20 protein-coding genes are annotated in these 20,947 nt (G+C 56.6%); 8 read left to right on the top strand and 12 right to left on the bottom strand.

All coding sequences use genetic code 11. The annotated features are described in order from the left end of the window. Positions 1-61: 61 nt before the first annotated feature. The 5 genes from GM154_RS07815 to GM154_RS25600 form a co-directional block, all read right to left on the bottom strand. Complete coding sequence (locus tag GM154_RS07815; protein ID WP_219651859.1) at positions 62-2,038, bottom strand: DUF4105 domain-containing protein; 1,977 nt, start codon at positions 2,036-2,038, stop codon at positions 62-64. Positions 2,039-2,061: 23 nt separating this feature from the next. Continuing rightward, positions 2,062-2,382 carry a DUF2388 domain-containing protein gene (locus tag GM154_RS07810; RefSeq protein ID WP_010796121.1) on the bottom strand — a complete coding sequence of 107 codons (321 nt, stop codon included), beginning with the start codon at positions 2,380-2,382 and terminating at the stop codon, positions 2,062-2,064. Positions 2,383-2,414: 32 nt separating this feature from the next. After that, a complete protein-coding gene (locus GM154_RS07805; RefSeq protein WP_374940307.1) occupies positions 2,415-2,705 on the bottom strand; it encodes a DUF2388 domain-containing protein in 291 nt (96 codons plus the stop codon). Positions 2,706-2,800: 95 nt separating this feature from the next. Beyond that, positions 2,801-3,118 (bottom strand): DUF2388 domain-containing protein, encoded by a 318-nt coding sequence (locus GM154_RS07800; protein WP_010796119.1) that lies wholly within the window; start codon positions 3,116-3,118, stop codon positions 2,801-2,803. 47 nt (positions 3,119-3,165) lie between these two features. Continuing rightward, on the bottom strand, positions 3,166-3,297 hold the full coding sequence (locus GM154_RS25600) for a DUF1127 domain-containing protein (protein ID WP_125888499.1): 132 nt from the start codon (positions 3,295-3,297) through the stop codon (positions 3,166-3,168). A 398-nt stretch (positions 3,298-3,695) separates the two neighbouring features. On the opposite strand from GM154_RS25600, the gene argC reads away from it, so the two are divergent. Continuing rightward, positions 3,696-4,649 carry an N-acetyl-gamma-glutamyl-phosphate reductase gene (gene argC, locus GM154_RS07790; RefSeq protein ID WP_074827114.1) on the top strand — a complete coding sequence of 318 codons (954 nt, stop codon included), beginning with the start codon at positions 3,696-3,698 and terminating at the stop codon, positions 4,647-4,649. Positions 4,650-4,693: 44 nt separating this feature from the next. Here the strand turns inward: argC and GM154_RS07785 are convergent, their stop codons facing one another. Further along, entirely contained in the window at positions 4,694-6,007 is a 1,314-nt protein-coding gene (locus GM154_RS07785) for an FAD-binding oxidoreductase (protein WP_219651718.1), read from the bottom strand. Between the two features lie 84 nt (positions 6,008-6,091). Next, positions 6,092-6,580 carry an AsnC family transcriptional regulator gene (locus GM154_RS07780; protein ID WP_010796115.1) on the bottom strand — a complete coding sequence of 163 codons (489 nt, stop codon included), beginning with the start codon at positions 6,578-6,580 and terminating at the stop codon, positions 6,092-6,094. 157 nt (positions 6,581-6,737) lie between these two features. Here GM154_RS07780 and dadA point away from each other — a divergent pair, with 157 nt between their 5' ends. The 5 genes from dadA (at position 6,738) to GM154_RS07755 (ending at position 10,681) form a co-directional block, all read left to right on the top strand. Beyond that, complete coding sequence (dadA, locus tag GM154_RS07775) at positions 6,738-8,036, top strand: D-amino acid dehydrogenase (RefSeq protein WP_074827111.1); 1,299 nt, start codon at positions 6,738-6,740, stop codon at positions 8,034-8,036. Further along, a complete protein-coding gene (locus GM154_RS07770; RefSeq protein WP_010796113.1) occupies positions 8,011-8,364 on the top strand; it encodes a RidA family protein in 354 nt (117 codons plus the stop codon). The genes dadA and GM154_RS07770 overlap by 26 nt, the downstream gene beginning before the upstream one ends. 84 nt (positions 8,365-8,448) lie before the next feature. After that, complete coding sequence (gene alr, locus GM154_RS07765) at positions 8,449-9,525, top strand: alanine racemase (RefSeq protein WP_219651716.1); 1,077 nt, start codon at positions 8,449-8,451, stop codon at positions 9,523-9,525. A gap of 151 nt (positions 9,526-9,676) precedes the next feature. Then, positions 9,677-10,231, top strand: a complete 555-nt coding sequence (locus GM154_RS07760; RefSeq protein WP_010796111.1) for a cupin domain-containing protein — start codon at positions 9,677-9,679, stop codon at positions 10,229-10,231. Between the two features lie 21 nt (positions 10,232-10,252). Beyond that, a complete protein-coding gene (locus GM154_RS07755) occupies positions 10,253-10,681 on the top strand; it encodes a cytochrome c5 family protein (RefSeq protein ID WP_219651714.1) in 429 nt (142 codons plus the stop codon). Between the two features lie 50 nt (positions 10,682-10,731). On the opposite strand, the gene metK is transcribed toward GM154_RS07755, so the two are convergent. From metK to mdlC, 5 genes are all read right to left on the bottom strand, one after another. After that, positions 10,732-11,922, bottom strand: a complete 1,191-nt coding sequence (gene metK, locus GM154_RS07750) for a methionine adenosyltransferase (protein ID WP_010796109.1) — start codon at positions 11,920-11,922, stop codon at positions 10,732-10,734. A 102-nt stretch (positions 11,923-12,024) separates the two neighbouring features. Next, positions 12,025-13,008 (bottom strand): metalloregulator ArsR/SmtB family transcription factor, encoded by a 984-nt coding sequence (locus tag GM154_RS07745; protein WP_074827109.1) that lies wholly within the window; start codon positions 13,006-13,008, stop codon positions 12,025-12,027. 101 nt (positions 13,009-13,109) lie between these two features. Next, positions 13,110-14,588: an aldehyde dehydrogenase family protein gene (locus tag GM154_RS07740; RefSeq protein WP_219651712.1), complete on the bottom strand. Its 1,479-nt coding sequence runs from the start codon at positions 14,586-14,588 to the stop codon at positions 13,110-13,112. Positions 14,589-14,604: 16 nt separating this feature from the next. Further along, positions 14,605-15,954 (bottom strand): aromatic acid/H+ symport family MFS transporter, encoded by a 1,350-nt coding sequence (locus GM154_RS07735; RefSeq protein WP_219651710.1) that lies wholly within the window; start codon positions 15,952-15,954, stop codon positions 14,605-14,607. 76 nt (positions 15,955-16,030) lie between these two features. Next, positions 16,031-17,617, bottom strand: coding sequence for a benzoylformate decarboxylase (gene mdlC, locus GM154_RS07730; protein ID WP_219651708.1), 1,587 nt, complete (start codon positions 17,615-17,617; stop codon positions 16,031-16,033). Positions 17,618-17,723: 106 nt separating this feature from the next. Between mdlC and GM154_RS07725 the strand changes: the two genes are divergently transcribed. Beyond that, complete coding sequence (locus GM154_RS07725; protein WP_010796104.1) at positions 17,724-18,626, top strand: LysR family transcriptional regulator; 903 nt, start codon at positions 17,724-17,726, stop codon at positions 18,624-18,626. Positions 18,627-18,744: 118 nt separating this feature from the next. Next, entirely contained in the window at positions 18,745-20,742 is a 1,998-nt protein-coding gene (gene tkt, locus GM154_RS07720) for a transketolase (RefSeq protein ID WP_219651706.1), read from the top strand. Positions 20,743-20,947: the final 205 nt, after the last annotated feature.

The raw sequence follows: 20,947 nt of genomic DNA, 5'->3' as shown, positions 1-20,947 counted from the left end.
AGGCACGGACAATATTAGCAGTTCCAGTACTTGTGAATGACGCGAAAAATAGAGAGCTGCCTCATGGCAGCTCCAGTCCTCCCGAAGCCTTGTGTAAGGCTCTCAGGTGATCACCCAACTGCTTGAGGTTGGCTTCGGTGTCGTCAAGACCTCGCTGTATCTGGCTATCCAATAGCGTGCGGACTTCCGTGTTGAGGGTTTCGCGTAAGCTGAGCAGGTGGGTTTGGCGTCGTTGACTTTCAGCCGTCAATTTATCCCATTCGCCTGGCTGTGGAAGCCCATAGCCACCGGCTCCCAAAAGCTCCGAAGGTCGGCTGAGATAACCGCTATCGGCTAGCAGTTGTTGTAATGCATCGCCTGCCTTGCTGAAGCGGGCTTTTTCCAGCTCGCCATTTTGGCCCAAGGAGCGGTCCTTTAGCTCATTCTGAGCGAGGAGCAGTTCACGTCGCAGTGCGGCCTGCTCAAGTAGCAGAAGCGCCGCACTGGCGCGCAGGTCGGCTCGGTCGAACCATTCGCGGCGCTGCCGTGGCTCCAGCTCAAGCCAGTCTTCGACTTTCTGCTGAGGTAGGTTAAGCCGATCACGAGCAACCTTGAACATGGATTGGAAGCGGTCCCGGAAGGAGTCGAATCGATAACCCAGGCGCAAGGCTTCACGTTGATCGTTTAATACGGAGGTATCGGCGACACCCTCTATCCGCAGGGCGTCCAGCAGGCCGATTGGCGTAATGCTGTCGAGCGGAGTCTGTTGCAGACGCGGCACGCTGTCATGCAGGAGCTTGAAGGTCTCGACGGCACAGTTATTAGAGACAAAGTAATAATGCCCGTCATAACCCCAGTGGGTTTGAGCGGTCCGCTCCAGGAGATCGGCGATTTCCTGACGGCTGAGTTTGAGCGGAACGGATTGCAAGCCGCGCAGCTCGATCTTGGTGTATTCCTCGACTACCTGAGCCAGCGGAAGCACGAACAACCTGGAAGGATAGGAACCGGTCAAGCCATCCCAATTGGAGATCTGTACATCGTTGACGAAGGCCCGAAACGACAGCACGAGGTGCTCCTGCAGGTCAAGGCGACAGTCGGGGCCACGCGGACGTCCAGGGGCGCACACGACAAGGCGCAGCATACTGTGTCCCCAGCGGCTCATGACATGCTCGTTACCCTCGGCGAACAGATAGTCCACCTCGTAGACGCGCTCAGGATCAAGCCAGCCTAGCGGGGTCTTGCCAAAGTCACTGCCCGCGTTCAGATAGGGCAGTTTGCTGGAGCAGGTATCGTGAGGGGGAGACCAACCAAAGTGCTCGGTGAAATAGCGCGCCAGGGCCGGGCGACGGCAAGCGTAGCTGGGATCCAGCAGAAAGTACTCCATGTTCACTGCTACGAACTCACGAGGGTTGGTTACCTCGTAGATATCGGGGCTGCGTGCAATGAAATTGTTGCGACTCTCACGGGCGCCGTGCTTTTTGACCTTGACCTGCCAGCCCGCCAGATCCAACAGGCGGGGATCATCGGACAAAGTGTAGCGGCGACCGGCCTGACCCTGGCAATGGATAGGCAGGTCAGCAGATTTGGTTGAGGAGGCCAAGGTACTACAGGCGATTATTTCCCTGCGCTCGGCTGGAGTCCAGGCCCGCTCCCGGTCATAAAAATGAGTAAGCTCATGCAGAACGGTCGCCAGCATTTCTTCTCGCTGGGTGCCGTGGGGGCGACCGGTTTGAATATGAGCATCGCTGCCGTCAGTCAATGCCGGTAGCAGGCGCTCATTGAGCAGCAGGGTACGACGGTCTGCACGACCGTATGCCTGCGGCTCAAGGTCCTGGCTCCAGCGGACGGAGATATCCTCATCCAATGCTTGCTTGAAGCGGGGAGGCAGCTTGCCTAGTGCCTCGTTGAGTAACTGCTGGGTGGCCTGGGCCTGCTCTGGCGACAATGAGTGGTCGTCCAGATGCAGGTTCAGCGTCGCGTGAGCGTTACCGGCCCCTAGCCAGGCGATAAACGCGGTGCAGAGAAGGCTTGGTCTGGCGAGGCGGCCGAGCTTTCCCAGGAGCGCTCGGCGAAGGGCAGGTTTCACAGTGCAAGGATCGCCTGGGCAAGTTCGGTATCACTGGCCTGGCGTGCTTCCGGCAGACGCTCACGCAGGGTCATGAAGGCCGCTTCCAATTGAGCGCCTCGGATGTCTCCATCGGATGCAACGAAGCTGGCCGCATCGCCACGGGCTTCCTGCACCACTTTCATGTCACGGATGGAGGTCGTGGTATCGGAAGTGAAATCGATACTGCGATCCAGCGCACGCACGATGATGTTGCTGGTCGCTACAACGGTATGAGCGTGCGCGGCGCTGGACGTACCCAGAACTAGCGCGGCTGCAAGAAATAAGGAACGACGCATGGAAAATCTCCTGAACGGAACGGTAAAGCAGCTTATTGAGCGAGGATGGTCTCAGCCAGTTCCTCATCGCTGGCGGTCAGCGTTGGATTATGTGAACGCAGCCAACGTAAGGCGAATTCAAGCTCAACGCTACGCTGAGCCCCGCCGCTGGCAACAAATAATGCCGCATCGTCACGTGCATCACGTACTACTTTGTTATCGAACGGAGCGGAGGTCACCTTGCTGGTGACATAGAGGCTGCGAACAATAAATCCTGTAGTGGGATCGAACGCGAAGGCGGGCGTGGTCGTAACGGCAATGCCTAGAATGAACAGATAACGCAGGCGCATAGGCAGGTAGGGTAACTCTTTCAAGAAAAACTACAGGCCAAGGCTAACGGAACGGCACCGCTGATACCAGCGGTGCCGTTCCGATGGACTTACAACGTGAGAATGGCCTGGGCCAGCTGAGCGTCGCTTGCCTCGAGCTGCGGTTGCAGGGCACGGATACGATCCAGGGCCGCTTCCAGGCGTACGCCGCGAATGCCGCCTTCGGTAGCCACAAAACTGGCGGCATCGTCACGTGCAGCCAGGACGATCTTGTCGTCACGAATGGAATGGGTGATACCGGATGTGGCGTCGGACGTCGCATCAATGGCGTCGACGATCATGTCGGTGGTCACAAAGAAACTGGATGCTGACGCAGCAGTAGACAGGCTGAGCAGGGCAGCAGCGCCCAGCAGGTGCAAACGGGTCATGAATCTCTCCTGAACAATAAGGCGCGGTATGTACCGTCCTTACAAGACTAGCGCCAGAACGGCTTGTTCAGCTCGCATTGTTGCTCAGTTTTGGTCAGACCGATGTCCGCTAGTTCACGGTCGTTCAAAAAAGCCAGCTGTCTTCGCGTTTTGGCGTTCTGCTGCCATTTCTGCAGCATACAGTAGACGGCGTGTAATACACCCAGGGCACAGCGTGCCAGCCAATGACAACCATGAACAGACAAATGGATTGATCTGAGAGAGGGCAGCGCAGGCAGGTGTCGCATGGCAATATCCAGGTTCAGGACGGCATTTTACTGTGGCTTCAACCACCAGTGTTCTCCAGACACAACACGTTGAAATGAAGGAGGTACAGCCTCGTGACGCAGCCTGCTGTACCGGTAAAAAGCGCACCCGGCAGGGCAATGAAGCGTGCTGATCCGATCATCAGGCCGATAACTGTTTGGCAATAGGGCTGCGTCAAGCAGTAGGGTCTGGCTACAATGCATGTTCCATTGCGGCTGTTAGGTCCGTTTCATACAACGCCTGGCCGGCGCGTTTTGCATGAGGGCAAGTCATGACGTTCAAAGTATTCGTTGACGGGCAGGAAGGCACCACAGGGTTGCGTCTGCTCGATTATCTGTCCGGCCGCGATGACATCGAGCTGCTACGTATCGCCGATGACAAACGTAAGGATCCAGCCGAGCGTGCTCGTTTCCTCAACGCAGCGGATGTAGCCTTTCTGTGTCTGCCCGATGCTGCGTCTCGCGAAGCCGTAGCGCTGGTGGATAACCCCAACACCTGCATCATCGATGCAAGCACGGCGTTTCGTACCGACAGCAGCTGGACCTATGGCCTGCCTGAGCTGGCCGCTGGGCAGCGTGAAAAAATCCGTACCAGCAAGCGCATTGCTAATCCCGGCTGCCACGCCACGGCATTTATCCTGCTGGTTCGCCCTCTGGTGGAGGCTGGCCTTCTACCGCCTGATTATCCACTGTCGGCTTTTTCCCTCACGGGGTACAGCGGTGGTGGCAAGAAGATGATTGCCGATTACGAGGCTGGGAATGAGCCCAAGCTGGCCAGTCCACGGCCATACGGCATGACCCAGGGACATAAGCACCTCCCTGAGATGCAGGTGCAGAGTCGTATTGATGAGGCGCCCGTATTCAGTCCAATTGTGGGCAGTTTCCTGAAGGGGCTTGCCGTGACGATTCCTCTGCATGTCAAGCACCTGGCCCAGGGCGCCAATGCCGAGGCGATTCAGGCGGCATACGCCAGGCATTACGCGGGCGAGCAGTTCATTCGCGTCATGCCGGTTGAGGATGCCGGCAATCTTGACGAGGGATTCTTCGATGTACAGGGCTGCAACGATACCAACCGCGCCGACCTGTTCGTGTTCGGGAATGAGGAGCGTCTGACCCTGGTGGCTCGTCTGGATAATCTAGGCAAAGGGGCTGCAGGCGCAGCGGTTCAATGCATGAACATCCACATCGGCGCAGACGAAGCAACCAGCCTGAACACTGGTCTGTAAACGCTTTGCGTTCAAAAGCCGCGCCGGGTAACTGCCGCGGCTTTTTAGTGGAAGGCATCTTTCAGGCGATACCAGAGCATACCCAAGGCAAGCAGGGGAGAGCGGAAGCGTTGCCCTCCTGGAAACGTGGCGTGAGGAACGCTGTTGAACAGGTCGAACCCTGTCGACTGGGCAGCAATGGCTTCCGCGAGCAAATGGCCTGCCAAGTGCGTGGCGTTCAGCCCATGGCCGGCATAAGCCTGGGCATAAAAAACGTTGGGATGATCCTTGAGACGGCCGATTTGTGGAAGCCGGTTGGCCCCGATTCCAATCATGCCGCCCCACTGAAAATCGATGGTGACCCGATCGAGTTGAGGAAACACCTTCAGCATTTTGGGGCGCATATAGCCTGCTATGTCCTTCGGGTCACGGCCTGAATAGTGGCAGGCGCCTCCGAACAACAATCGGCGATCACGTGAGAGTCGAAAATAATCGACAGTAATCTGCTGATCGCACGCGGCTCGACTATGGGGCAGGATTTCCTCGGCCAACGCTTCGGGAAGTGGCTCAGTTGCAATGATGTAGCTGCCTGCCGGAAGCACCTTCCCAGAGAGGGCCGGCTCCAGATCCTTGAGATAGGCGTTGCAACAGAGGACCAGCGTTTCGGCTCGCACCTGACCTCGCGCAGTATGAACGCATACCTCCGACCCATACTCGATGTGAGTGACCGCAGATTGCTCATACAGACGCACCCCCAGTGACTGGGCGGCGGCGGCCTCGCCCAAGGCAAGGTTCAACGGGTGCAGGTGACCGGAGCCGGAGTCTATGAGCGCACCCAGGTAGCGCTCCGAACCCACTACGGAGCGGATTCTGTCGCGTGCAACGAGCTGAACCGCATGGGGATAGCCTAGTTGATGCAACTCCTCCAGTTCGGCCTGGAAATCTTCCAGGTGACGCGGTTTCAGGGCCAGGTCGCAGTAACCCCAGGTAAGGTCGCATTCGATGCCGTAGCGCTCGATACGTTGGCGTACCAGGTTTACCGCTTCAAACCCCATCTGCTTGAATGCCTGTACGCCCTCATCCCCAACGACTGGGCGAAACTGCTCGACATCATGGCCAACGCCTCGGATCAGCTGTCCACCGTTACGCCCGCTAGCACCCCAGCCGATCCGGTGGGCCTCTAGCAGCACAACCGAATACCCACGTTCTGCCAGCTCAATAGCCGTATTGAGCCCGGAGAACCCGCCCCCGACTACGCAGACATCTGCCCGAATCTCACCCTTGAGCGGGGCGAACTGCAGCGCTCGGTTAACCGTTGCCGCGTAGTAAGACGAAGCATGTGCGTGTGGGTCAGTGGATGAATGGGTCGTTGCATCCATGAAAGACAATCCTGGCGAAGCGTTGAGGTCGGACAATAAACGTTTGTAGGCGCCTGCGCCAAGCCAGGGAAGTGCAGACCTGGCTCAGTCCGGTACGGGAAGCGTCAGGGACTCCTTGACCTCTTCCATCACGATATAGCTCTTCGACTCCCGCACATGGGGCAGTTTGAGCAGGATGTCACCCAAAAGCTTACGATAGGACGCCATCTCTGAAATGCGCGCCTTGACCAGATAGTCGAATGCGCCGGAAACCAGATGACACTCTAGAACGTGAGGCAGCTTTAGGACGGAGCGGCGGAACTCCTCAAAGATATCACCCGATTTATAATCTAGACTGATCTCGACGAAGACCAGCAGGCTGGCCTTGAGATGCTGCGGATTCAGGCGCGCCGAGTAGCCCAGTATCACGCCTTCCCGCTCCAGCCGGCGTACCCGCTCCGTGCAGGGTGTCGTGGACAGGCCGACTCGCTCGCCCAGCTCGGTGAACGAGATGCGGCCGTCCTCCTGCAGGATACGCAGGATGTTACGATCGATCTTGTCGAGCTCGCGTCTCGCTTGGTGCTGGGTTCGCATACCTGGGCGTCTCCAAAAATAGTGTCTTAACCGAAGAATTACACCAAATATAGCCTTTCATTCAGTGAATACCACTGCTTAAGGCTTTTTATACTTTTCATATCTGCCTCAGATTTTATGAAACGTAGGCGATTCTTCGCGGCGAGGAGACACAGTTATGCGTGTACTGGTGCTTGGCAGTGGTGTAATCGGTACCGTCAGTGCCTATTACCTGGCGCGGGCCGGTTTTGAAGTGGTGGTGGTGGACCGCCAGGAAGGCCCTGCGCTGGAAACCAGCTTTGCCAACGCAGGTCAGGTGTCTCCTGGCTATGCCTCGCCGTGGGCGGCTCCTGGCGTGCCCCTCAAGGCCATCAAATGGCTGGTGACTCAGCATGCGCCTCTGGCAATCAGGCCGACCGGCGATATTCATCAGTACCTCTGGATGGCTCAGATGCTGCGCAACTGCACGGCCGAGCGCTATGCGATCAACAAGGAACGCATGGTGCGGTTGTCCGAGTACAGTCGCGACTGTCTGGATGAGCTGCGTGCCGAAACGGGTATTGCCTACGAAGGACGCCAGTTAGGGACGACTCAGGTATTCCGAACGCAGCAGCAGGTCGATGCCGCTGCCAAGGATATCGCTGTGCTGGAACGTTCCGGCGTACCCTATGAGCTGCTGGATCGCGACGGTATCGCCCGCGCCGAGCCTGCGCTCGCCCATGTCAAGGACAAGCTGGCTGGTGCGCTGCGGTTGCCGAATGACCAGACAGGTGACTGCTTCCTCTTTACCAATCGCCTCGCCGAGCTGGCGCGTCAGTTGGGTGTGGAATTCCGCTTTGGTCAGAAGATCGAACGGCTCGAAGCGGTAGGAGATCGTCTCAATGGCGTCTGGATTGATGGTCAGCTGATAACAGCCGATCACTATGTCCTGGCATTGGGTAGCTACTCACCTCAGCTGTTGGCACCCATTGGCATCAAGGCACCGGTATACCCGCTCAAGGGGTATTCGCTTACCGTGCCGATCACCAATGGCGATATGGCCCCTACGTCCACGATTCTTGATGAAACCTACAAAGTGGCGCTGACGCGTTTCGATAACCGTATCCGTGTAGGTGGCATGGCGGAAATATCGGGTTATGACCTTTCGCTTAACCCCCGCCGCCGCGAGACCCTGGAGATGATCGTAAACGACCTGTACCCGCAGGGAGGGGATCTGCAGGCGGCAACTTTCTGGACTGGACTACGGCCCACCACACCGGATGGTACTCCGATCGTAGGCGCTACCCGTTATCGCAACCTGTTTCTGAACACCGGTCACGGTACACTGGGCTGGACCATGGCCTGCGGCTCCGGACGTTTCCTGGCGGATGTCATCGGTAGGAAACGTCCACAGATCAGCGCCGAAGGCCTTGATATTTCTCGCTACAGCGACTCCAAGGAGACCCGTAAGAATGGCCATCCAGCGCCTGCACACTAATCGCCGCATGAGTGAAATCGTTGTTCATAACGGTACTGTTTATCTGGCCGGTCAGGTCGGTGAAGACCTGAACTCCGGTGTGGAACAACAGACTCGTGAGACCCTGGCCAATATCGAGCGTCTACTCAAGGAAGCCGGTACGGACACTCACCATATTCTGTCCGTTACGGTTTATCTGAAAGATATCGACGCCCACTTTGCCGGCATGAACAGTGTTTGGGACGAATGGCTGCCTGAAGGTGTAGCGCCTGCTCGGGCAACTGTGGAAGCCAAACTCTGTGAACCGGAAATTCTGGTCGAAATGAGTGTGGTGGCTGCGCTACCGTAAATAAAGAACCAAAGAGCCCGGCGCCTGCCGGGTTTTTTATACATCCTGTCTTTTCATTACCCGCCTGTTTTCTGAGAGATAAAAATGCGCCCCGCCCGTGCCTTGATCGACCTTAGCGCCTTACGCCAGAACTATCGGCTTGCTCGTGAACTCAGTAACGGGGCAAGGGCGCTGGCTGTTGTCAAGGCGGATGCCTACGGACATGGTGCTGTTCGATGTGCGCAGGCACTGATGAATGAGGCGGATGGTTTCGCGGTTGCCTGTATCGAAGAAGCGCTGGAGCTGCGCGAAGCCGGTATCAAGGCACCGATACTTCTGCTGGAAGGATTCTTCGAAGCCAGCGAGCTGGAATTGATCGCTCGCCATAATCTGTGGTGCGTCATCCATTCGCCCTGGCAAATCGAGGCGCTTGAACGTACGGCTCTATCAGGGCTTATCCGTGTCTGGCTGAAGCTGGACTCCGGCATGCACCGGGTAGGGTTCTTTCCTGAGGATTACGCAGCAGCCTATAAGCGGATCAAGGCGACGGGCAAGGTTGACGAGGTTGTGAAAATGACGCACTTCGCCCGTGCCGATGAGCTGGATTGCTCAGCCACTATCGGTCAGCTCAAGACCTTTCAGCGGGCTACGGCCGGCCTGGAAGGCGCAACCAGTCTGCGGAACTCGCCTGCCGTGCTCGGTTGGCCAGAAGTGCCCAGTGACTGGGTTCGCCCTGGCATCATGCTGTACGGTGCTACGCCTTTTGAAACCGAACAGCCTGTGGCCGATCAGCTGCAGCCGGTCATGACACTGGAGTCACGCATCATCAGTGTGCGTGAGCTACCACCGGGTGAGCCGGTAGGGTACGGGGCACGCTTCACAACCCGACAGCCCTCCCGCATTGGCGTGGTTGCCATGGGATACGCGGATGGTTATCCACGGCACGCGCCTGATGGCGCTCCTGTCATGATTGATGGCCATGCCTCTCGTCTTGTCGGTCGCGTATCGATGGACATGCTGACGGTTGATCTCACGGACCTGCCGCAAGCGGGGGTGGGAAGTCAGGTAGAGCTTTGGGGTAGGCAAGTATCCGCCAGTCAGCTGGCCGGTCTCTGTGGCTCGATCCCCTATCAGCTGTTTTGCAACCTGAAACGGGTGCCACGCCAATACACGGGTGAATAACCGTTAAAACACCGCGCTCGTCGGGTTGCGCAGGATTTTCCATCGTTCTGTTGTAAATACTGAACGCTGTTGCCATGATACGGCGCGCCGGCGCTCTGCGGCGCCTGCCGTTCACCTCTGCCTGTCTGTCATGAGAAGGAGGACACCCCCCTTGGACGTCGGTGCTCGTCTACAAACCATTCGAAAACTCAAAGGTCTCTCACAACGCGAACTCGCCAAGCGGGCCGGTGTGACGAACAGCACCATCTCGATGATCGAGAAGAACAGTGTCAGTCCTTCCATCAGCTCGTTGAAAAAAGTCCTGAGCGGCATTCCCATGTCCCTGGTGGAGTTCTTTTCCATGGATCTGGCAGACGAGTCCGCTACTCAGGTGGTATACAAGGCCAGCGAGCTGATCGACATTTCCAGTGGCGCCAATACCGTCAGTATGCGGTTGATCGGCAAGGCACATCCCAGCCGCGCCATTGCCTTTCTCGACGAGACCTACCCGCCAGGCTCTGACACTGGCATGGATATGCTGGCTCATGAGGGGGAGGAAGCAGGACTGCTGATCGAAGGCCGTCTGGAGCTTACGGTTGGTGGAGAAACCTACCTGCTGGAATCAGGCGATAGTTATTATTTTGAAAGCAGCCGCCCGCATCGCTTCCGCAATCCATTTGATGAGCCGGCGCGTTTGATCAGCGCCACGACTCCGGCCAACTTCTAGCAGTGCTCAAAAAAACCTGGTATGAACGCCCGAGGCATCCTGGTATATGCCTTTATGCTGTTGATCTGGACCTTCTCTGCACAGGCCGAACAGGTAGACAGAGACGCCCTGGAGAAGCGGCTGGCGCCGGTGGGCAAGGTTTGTATTCAAGGGCAGGACTGCCTTGCAGAGTCCCGTAAGGTAAGCCGTGAGCAAAAGCCTGCCGGGAAAGATCCCGCTCAGGTCATAGACCGCAGTTGCAGGAGTTGCCACGCCAGTGGGCTCCTGGGAGCCCCAAAAATAGGTGACAAAGCCAGCTGGGAGGTTCTGGCGAGCCAGAAAGGGGGAATGGATGGCCTGCTGCGCAACGCCATCAAAGGTGTAAACGCCATGCCGCCCAAAGGTGCCTGTTCTGACTGTACGGACGATGATCTACGCCGTGCAATCCAGATGATGTCCGGCCTCGAATAGGCACAAGAGAAACCCCACACCAGGCGGGGTTTCTCTTGTCGGTTGTAGCCTTACAGGCCAGCCGCCGCGCGCAGCGCTTCAGCCTTGTCTGTCTTCTCCCAGGTGAATGCAGTGAACGTATCTTCACCCACAGTCATCTCATAGGGAGTACGGCCGAAGTGGCCGTAAGCCGCTGTAGCACGATACATCGGGTGCAGCAGGTCAAGCATTTTGGTGATTGCGTAGGGACGCAGGTCGAAATGCTCGCGAACCAGCTGAATGATCTTCTCGTCGCTCACCTTGCCAGTGCCAAAGGTGTTGATCGAGATGGACGTCGGTTGAGCCACGCCAATGGCGTAGGACACCTGAATCTCGCAGCGGTCAGCCAGGCCGGCGGCCACGATGTTCTTGGCAACATAGCGACCCGCGTATGCCGCAGAACGGTCAACCTTGGACGGGTCCTTGCCAGAGAACGCGCCGCCGCCATGACGGGCCATGCCGCCGTAGGTGTCCACAATGATCTTGCGGCCGGTCAGGCCACAGTCACCCACCGGGCCGCCAATGATGAACTGGCCAGTCGGGTTGATGTGGAACTTGGTGTCCTTGTGCAGCAGTTCAGCCGGAATGACGTGCTTGATGATCAGCTCCATCACGGCTTCCTGCAGGTCGGTGTGCTTGACCTCGGGGTTGTGCTGGGTAGACAGGACGATTGCGTCGATACCTACAACCTTGTTGCCATCGTAACGGCAGGTCACCTGGGACTTGGCATCCGGACGCAGCCAAGGTAGCAGGCCTGACTTGCGAGCTTCGGCCTGGCGCTCGACCAGTGCGTGGGAGAAGCGGATCGGAGCAGGCATCAGCACGTCGGTTTCGTTACAGGCATAACCGAACATCAGGCCCTGATCACCTGCACCCTGGTCTTCCGGCTTGCTGCGGTCAACGCCTTGGGCGATGTCCACGGACTGCTTGCCGATAATGTTGACAATACCGCAGGTAGCGCCATCAAAACCGACGTCGGAGCTGTTGTAACCGATATCGACGATGACATCGCGAACCAGCTGCTCAAGGTCTACCCAGGCGGAGGTGGTCACTTCACCGGCAACAATGGCTACACCGGTCTTGACCAGCGTTTCACAGGCTACACGGGCGTGTTTGTCTTCTGCGATGATGGCGTCGAGCACCGCATCGGAGATCTGGTCGGCGATTTTATCCGGATGTCCTTCAGACACGGACTCGGAGGTAAACAGGGAGTATTCGCTCATCTAACGGTTCCTATATACCGGTGGGTGAGGCGGCCCGAAGGCCATGTCTAAAACAGTCACTCTTGCGGATTGGACAGACAAGCTGCCAACCCTATGCATCGTCTACGAACCAGGACGGGCGAAATGCCTGATCTGGATCTGGAAGCCATTGCGTAAACCTATATAGAGGCTTTCGCCTGGCACAAGCCCTGCGGCAACGGCCCAACGGGCCAATTCCTCCTGATCGAACCCGAGCCAGAGATCACCGCAGGCCGTCCGGGCCCAACTCTGGTCGTGGCTGCACAACTCTGTAATCAATAAACTGCCACCGGGACGGATCCAGTCCGCCAGATATTTCATGGCTTCAGCGGGTGCCGCAAAATGATGCAGCACCATGTTCAAGACCACGCAGTCGGCGCTCAGCAAGGCATTGTCCAGGGCATCGGCCAATACCAGCGACACATTGTTCAATTGCTCGCGCTCACATCGCTGACACGCTAGCTCCAGCATGGCTGGGCTGTTATCAATCGCCGTGACCGACGTGAAGCGTCTTGCCAGTTCGGGCAGAAACCCTCCATCTCCAGGCCCGATCTCGATCGCTGTTGCCACTGGCGAAAACGCCATCGTGTCCAGCAGGGCCAGAAGGCTCTCCTGATACTGAGGCAATCCGGCAATCAAATCCTGCTGCGCCTGAAACTTGTCCGCCATCCTGGCGAAAAAATCCCGGCTGGCCTCGGCCCGCTGAGCATGTACAGCCTCAATACGTGCCTGCGCTTCAGCTGGCAACTGCAACCCGTCCACCTCCGTCAGCAGCGCTGCGTGCAGCGCACCACCCAGGGTGTCCAGCCGGGGCAGGGCGCGACGGTAAAAGATCGCGTTGCCTTCCCGGCGTGTCGCCACCAGTCGCGCCTGTGACAGTACCTTCAGGTGATGGCTCATCCCGGATTGCCCAGTATCGAAGATATGAGCCAGCTCCAGTACACCAAACGAATCGTTTGCCAAGGCACGTAACACATTCAGGCGCAGCGGATCACCGCCCGCCTTGCACAGCGCGGCCAGCTCGTCGCAGTCATCATGGCGAAATGTAGGCACGCGCAAATGGTTCATGGGTGCGCAGTCTAGTGGCCGCTGAGACCAGCTGCAAGAGAAGCATCAAAAAGTTTTGATATTGAAAGAGGCCGGTCATGGTGGCATGACCGGCATACTGATCAGAAGGGATAGTGACGAGGGGCGTGCTGGACGGTGATCCAATGGTCAGTCGTGAATTCGTCAATCGCCCAATCGCCATTGAACCGACCAATCCCGGAGTTCTTTTCACCTCCAAAGGGCGCATTGGTCTCATCACTGACGGAGATATCATTCACATGCGTCATGCCAGCCTTGATTTGCCTGGCAAACCGTACAGCTCGATCTGTATTGCCGCTGAAGACGGCGCTGGAAAGGCCGAATTCGCTGTCGTTTGCCAACTCAAGGGCATGGGCTTCGTCTCGGGCACGTAGAAGTCCAACGAGCGGGCCGAAAATTTCGTTGCGTGCAATATCCATGTCGCGTGTCACTTCGCCAAACACATAAGGTGACAAAAGCTGTCCATCGACATGGCCCTCAAGCAGCACTTTGGCACCTTCCTGGCGGGCCTGTTCGACTTTCTGTTGAAGCCCTTCCAACTGGCGCTTGTTGATAATCGGACCAATGACCGTTTCTGCACGCGAAGGGTCGCCTACCTTGAGTTGTCTGACGCGCTCTACAAAACGTGCAGCAAAGTCATCATAGACATCTTCCTCAACAATAATACGGTTGACCGCCATGCAGATCTGACCTTGATGTAAAAATTTACCCATGACTGCTGCATTAACGGCCTGATTCAGGTCTGCGTCTGCCATAACGACGAAGGGGCTGTTCCCGCCCAGTTCTAAGGCAACATGTTTGAGATATTTGCCTCCTCCCGCTAGGCGCGCAATGTTCTGGCCAACAGGTGTGGAGCCTGTAAAGGTGATGAGCCCTGGAATCGGATGTTCAACAAAAGCGTCACCAATCTCACTACCCGCCCCTACAACAACACTGAGAACACCAGAGGGAAGGCCAGCTTCCTCGAAAATACGAGCCAGCAACAGGCCTCCGCAGATCGGCGTATCGCTGGCCGGTTTGATCACCACGGCATTGCCTAGCGCCAATGCAGGTGCCAGGCTGCGTTGAGTCAGATGGAGCGGAAAATTCCATGGGCTTATCACGCCGATGACGCCAATAGGCGAGCGATAAACGCGGCTTTCCTTGCCTGGCACGTCAGACTCGACGATACGTCCGTGTACACGTTTGGGGAATGAAGCCGCTTCCAGGGTAATACTGCGTGCCGAACTCCACTCAATCTGAGCCTTCAAGCGAGTGCTGCCGGATTCCCGAATGATCCAGTCGATAATCTCTTCGCGGCGGCGATCGAAAATCTCGACCACCTTGAGCAGAACGGCTGCGCGTACAGAAGGTCCTTGGGCGGCCCATTCCTGTTGTGCTTGTGCTGCTTTTTGATAGGCCTCGTCAAGATCATCCCGGTTCGCCTGGGGAATGTTGACTAGAGTTTCGCCGTTGAACGGATCACTAACCGTTAGCGTTTTGTCTGCGCGACCCTTGCGCCATTGCCCACCAAGGGGCTGCAGGTGAAAGTCGGTAAAGGCATTCGGTGTAGAATCGGTCATTCCGGTTTCCTTTCGTTCAAACGAGTTTTTTTACGGTAGGGCGAGCCTGCTTGTTTGCAGAATAAGGGTTGTGGGAGTGACCGTGAATGCAGCCAATAGCTATAGCCCCTATTAGTCCTGGCAATGCAAATGCCAGAAAATTCTGCTGGAATGGTAGGTTCAGGGCGAACAGGCTGCCCCCTAACAGCGGGCCGGCAATGGCTCCCAGACGACCAATTCCCGCCGCCCAGCCGACGCCCGTCGAGCGAATATGGGTGGGGTACAGTAAAGCAGCGAAGGCGTGAATGACCGCTAGACCACCAATAGTGGTTGCGCCTGCAACAAGCAGAAGCGCGTTGAGTAAGATGGGGCCGGGTTTCAAACCAAGTAAAGCCAAAGAGACCGCAGCCAGGGCAAAAAATAGGCAGAGTGTGCCACGTGCACCCCAACGGTCGGCCAGCCAGCCGCCAAATAGTGCACCAAGCGTGGCCCCTATATTCAGGGTTACCAGAAAAGATAGGCTTGACCCCAGCGGGTACCCTGCAGCCACCATCAGCTTGGGCAGCCAAGTATTAAGTCCATAGCTCATCAGCATGCACATTGCGAAGCCTACCCATAACAGCAGCGTGCATAGCGTCTGACGCCCCTCGAATAATTGCGGTAACCGAGCACGCTGCTGGGCTGCGGTTGGAGTATTCAGATTCAGTGGCATCCCGGGCTGGTAAGTTGGATCGATTTTTCGCAGTAGCCCGTCCAGTTCATCACGACGCTTTTTAAGCGCCAGGAACGCTACGGACTCCGGCAGATAACGCAGCATCAATGGAATGGCCAGAACAGGAAGGACCGCCACGTAAAACACCGATTGCCAGCCCCAGCGGGGAATAAGGACGATAGCAAGCAAGGCGGACAGTACTGCGCCCACGGAATAAAAGCTTGACATGACGGTAACAGCCGTACTGCGCCGTGAGGCAGGCGCAAACTCACTGATCAGGTTGATCGAGCTAGGTACTAGCGCGCCCAAGGCAAGCCCAGTGACAAAACGGCAGGTGCCTAGCATCCACGGTGTCGTGGCATGGCCTGTCGTGAAGGCTGCAGCACTGGCCAACAATGTGCAGGAAATGATCAGCTTTCGCCGACCCAGCCTATCGGCCAGTGGGGCAAGCAGCATTCCACCAAACATCATGCCGAACAGGGCGCAGCTGCCCAGCGTACCGGCTTGTACAGGCGTTAAGGACCACTCCTGCATCAATCGCGGGACTACCGATCCATAAATCACCATGTCATAGCCATCAAACAACATGATGAAACAGCCCCAGCACAAAATCGTAAAGTGTGTGCGGTTCAAGCGTGCTTTACCAATGACTTCGGCAACTGATGTCTGTTGCATATCCACCTCTTTTGTTTTTGTTGTGGGTGTCGCAGCGCAGGGGTATAGGTGTCCGATCGGATAGCTATACCCGCGGTTACGGCTCGATAGTCACGGTAGGTACCTCGATCAGTACAGGTTCGTTGCCAGCCAGTGCTTCCGTTAATGCGCGCCGGAAGGTCTCTCGGTTGTCGGTATGTATGGCTTTCACACCATAGCCCTGAGCAATGGCACAGAAATCAAGGCCGGGCACATCCAGGCCGGGAGCATCGTCAACCTTAAGCACGCCGGCAAACCAGCGAAGCGCTCCATAGGTGCCGTTCTTGAGAATGATGAAAATGACAGGGATGCGATACTGGGCCGCCGTCCACAGCGCGGTAATTCCGTAATTGGCTGAGCCGTCACCTATGATTCCAATAACCCTGCGCTGTGGTTGCGCCAATTGAACGCCCACTGCTGCTGGTAAGCCAAAACCCAACCCTCCGGCTGCGGGGAAAAAGTAGCTTCCAGGCTTTTTCATCTCGATGCGCTGCCAGAAGGCAGATACCGTGGAAGTGGACTCTTTCACGTAAATGGCGTCTTTCGGCGCGCACTCGTTGATCACATCGAAAACGGTTTCCGGGCGGAGCAGGTGAGGCTCATCCGTATAGTGCTCCGGATGCTGCAGTGGCTCGGGCATTGGGCGACTGCTCGGGGAAACCTCATCGGTCAAAGCCTTCAGGGTTAGGGCAATGTCCCCGACCAGTGCATTTCCCATGGGCGCACGGGCGGCTTCTTGTGGATCGCAGGTGATATGAAAAAGCTGCGTGCCGGCAGGAAGGTAATCGCCCGGTGCATACTGATGATAGCGAAACACGGGGGCACCAACGACCAAGATCAGATCATGTGTAGCCAGCAATCGACTGATCTCGGCAATGGCTGCAGGCAATACGCCTCGAAAGCAAGGGTGACGTGTTGGAAAAGGACAGCGCGATGCAGAGGGCGCTATCCAAGTCGTCATGCGTAGCTTTTCAGCGAGGGCAACGGCAGATTCATTGGCCTGATAACCGTCTACATCAGGGCCCAGTACCAATACGGGATTATGCGCAGCGCAAAGGCGTTCGGTCAGCTCGCGCAGTTGAGCAGAAGAGGGGAGACCTGCGTGGGCAACCTCCCGTGCAGTCAAATGTTCTACACCTGGTGGCGCTTCTTTCGCCCAGTCATCGTAAGGAATAGACAGATATACCGGCGCTCTGGGCGGCAAGCTGGCGGTATGAATGGCCTGACTCAGCGCACGAGGTACATCTTCAGCCGTTGCTGGCTCATAGCTCCACTTTACCAAGGGCTTGGGTAGCTGAGGCGCATCAACATTGGCGAGCATTGCTTCAACACCAATCATCGAGCGAACCTGCTGTCCTGCCGTTAAGACAAGCGGACTATGCGAATACCAGGCGTTGGTGAGAGCACCCATGCCATTGCCGGTGCCGGCAGCAGCATGCAAGTTGACGAACGCTGGCTTACCGCTGGCTAGTGCAAAGCCATCCGCCATACCAACTACCGCTCCCTCATGTAATCCCAGGATGTAGCGAAAGTCTTTGGGAAAATCTTTGAGAAAAGGCAGTTCATTGGAGCCGGGATTGCCAAAAATGGTAGTCAAGCCATAGCGGCGCAAAATATCGTATGAAGCGGAGTGAACGGTTTTCATCAGCGAGCCTGTTATAAGTGTTCTTGTCGCTGGCACTCTGTCGCTTCACAGTAAATTGATCAAATCGATAGTTTTTCTTCTAAAAATAAAGCTGGTTTATAAAGATATGGGCCAGATTGATCTTAATCTGATCAGGACGTTTGTAACGCTTTACGATTCCGGCAGTGTAACGGTCGCTGCTGAGCGGCTGTTCGTAACACAGCCCTCTGTCAGTTATGCCCTTGCGCGGCTGCGGGAATTGTTTGACGATCCGTTATTTGTTCGTAACCGTGATGGGATGCAGCCAACCTCTGTCGCCCGAACGCTTTATGCCACGTTCAAAGACGCCTTGAGCCGTATCGAGGGAACGGTTGAAGGGATTCGAGAGTTCGATCCGCATAAGACGGCGCGGTGTTTCCGTATCGCTTTGTCAGATTTGGGTGAAATGGCCTTGCTGCCTTTGATCCTGCATCGACTCAACAGACTGGCACCTCAGGCGGAGCTTGAAGTCGTGCCCTTGGAAATTGATCAGGTAAATGAGTGGTTGAGCATAGGCAAGGTTGATGCAGCCATTTGCAGCCGGCCTCTTTCGAGTACAGGTATCGTTCGGCAGGCTCTGATCGATGAGCGTTATGTCTGTTTGCTCAGTCGTAAACACTCACGGATAAAGCGCGAATTGACTCTTGAGCAATTCCAGAGAGAAAGTCATGTGTTGGTAACTCGAGCCTCTGGTCATGGTATGGCAGAGGATGTAATAGAGAGATTGGGTATCTCGCGGCGTATTGCATTGCGCATTCCTCATTTTTCCGTACTTCCAAAAATCATTCCTCAAACGGACCTGCTCGTCATCCTTCCCTCACAGATCGCCACGTTGTTTGCAGCAGAGCACCCGTTGCGCATATGTAACCTGCCTTTCGACGTGCCTAGTTTTAAGGTCACGCTGCACTGGCATGAGCGCAGTGACACCTCTGTTGCATTGCGCTGGTTTCTGGAGCTGGTGGCGGAGGCCATCACGCAATCGAGGCCATGACGAACCATTAACGTGGCTGAAGCCAAGCTGGATATGACCGTTCGGATTGCTCCTGCGTGCCCGGCTAGGCACAATAAAACTTCCTTTAAACGTTTGACCCCCTTTCAGGAGATCAGCGATGCCCAGTCGTCGTGACCGTGCCAACGCCATCCGCGCGCTCAGCATGGATGCCGTACAAAAAGCCAACAGCGGCCACCCCGGCGCCCCTATGGGGATGGCCGATATTGCCGAAGTGCTCTGGCGCGATTACCTCAAGCACAACCCGGTGAACCCAAAGTGGGCCGACCGCGACCGCTTCGTGCTGTCCAATGGTCACGGCTCCATGCTGATCTATTCCCTGCTGCACCTGACCGGTTACGACCTCTCCATCGACGATCTGAAAAATTTCCGTCAGCTTCACAGCCGCACGCCAGGCCATCCCGAGTATGGCTATACCGCCGGTGTCGAGACCACGACCGGCCCGCTGGGGCAGGGCGTCGCCAACGCTGTGGGTTTCGCCTTGGCTGAAAAGATCATGGCGGCGCAGTTCAACCGCGAAGGCCATAACATCGTTGATCATTACACCTATGTTTTCATGGGTGATGGCTGCATGATGGAAGGCATTTCTCACGAAGTCTGTTCACTGGCTGGCACGCTGCGCCTGTCCAAGCTGATCGCCTTCTATGATGACAACGGCATATCCATTGATGGCGAAGTCCACGGCTGGTTTACCGACGATACGCCCAAGCGCTTCGAAGCCTATGGCTGGCAAGTGATCCGTAACGTCGACGGTCACGACCCGGAAGAAATCAAGACGGCACTGGAGACGGCTCGCAAAAGCGACCAGCCGACCCTGATCTGCTGCAAGACCATCATTGGTTTTGGTTCGCCCAACAAGCAGGGCAAGGAAGAATCCCATGGCGCAGCCTTGGGTGACGCCGAAGTAGCGGCCACCCGTGAAGCGCTGGGCTGGAAACACGCTGCCTTCGAAATCCCGCAGGATATCTACGCCGAATGGGACGCCAAGGACGCAGGCTCTAAAGCGGAAAGCGAGTGGAACAAGCGATTCAACGCTTACGCTGAGGCTTATCCTGAACTGGCCGCCGAGTTTACCCGCCGTATGGCCGGTGAGCTGCCAGCTGACTTTGATGAAAAGGCGTCGGCGTTCATCCGTGAGGTAGCTGCCAAGGGCGAAACCATCGCCAGCCGCAAAGCCAGCCAGAACTGCCTGCACTTCTTTGGCCCGCTACTGCCTGAGTTGTTGGGCGGCTCGGCCGACCTGGCCGGCTCCAACCTGACGATGTGGAAGGGCTGCAAGCCGGTTGTCGAGGAAGACGCCTCCGGCAACTACATGTATTACGGCGTACGCGAGTTCGGCATGAGCGCCATCATGAACGGCGTGGCCTTGCATGGTGGCCTGATTCCTTACGGCGGCACCTTCCTGATGTTCATGGAATACGCTCGTAATGCCGTGCGTATGTCGGCACTGATGAAGCAGCGCATCATCTATGTCTTCACCCATGACTCCATCGGTCTGGGCGAGGATGGCCCGACGCACCAGCCGGTCGAGCAGGTTGCATCTCTGCGTTATACGCCCAACCTGGACACCTGGCGCCCTGCCGATGCGGTCGAGGCTGCGGTATCCTGGAAGACGGCCCTGGAGCGTAAGGATGGCCCGTCAGCGCTGATCTTCTCTCGACAGAATCTGCCTCATCACCTGCGTGACAACGAAACCGAAGCAGCCATTGCCCACGGTGGCTACGTGCTGAAGAGCTGTGAAGGTGAGCCAGAGCTGATCTTTATCGCTACCGGCTCGGAAGTGTCGCTGGCTGTTCAAGCGTACGACAAGCTCACCGCAGAAGGGCGCAAGGTCCGCGTGGTATCCATGCCTTGCACCAGCGCATTCGAGCGTCAGAGCGCCGAGTATCGTCAATCGGTATTGCCGGTTGAGGTCGGTGCCCGTATTGCCATTGAAGCGGGTATTGCGGACTACTGGTACAAGTACGTTGGCCTGGATGGTCGTGTGATCGGCATGACAACGTATGGTGAGTCGGCTCCGGCGCCGGCACTGATGGAGCACTTCGGCTTCACGCTGGATAACGTGCTGGCAGTTGCAAACGAGCTGCTTGAGGACTGATCCTCCAGTGAGGTAATGAAAACGCCACGGTGAGAACCGTGGCGTTTTTATTATTTGGTGTTTACCAGATAAACGCCGTTATTTGTGTAATACCAGCCCAATCATCCATTAAGAGCATTGAGGAAGATTCTTTTGCCATACTCATGATCTCAGAGTGTGTTTTAGAATCAACGACACCGTGGTGTTCCAGTATTTTGTAGCCAAT

The sequence above is a fragment of the Pseudomonas sp. MAG002Y genome, assembly GCF_019400845.1.
Classification (GTDB): domain Bacteria; phylum Pseudomonadota; class Gammaproteobacteria; order Pseudomonadales; family Pseudomonadaceae; genus Chryseomonas; species Chryseomonas luteola.
The sequence above is the reverse complement of the archived record's forward strand: the minus strand, read 5'-3'. Positions and strand labels throughout refer to the sequence as shown.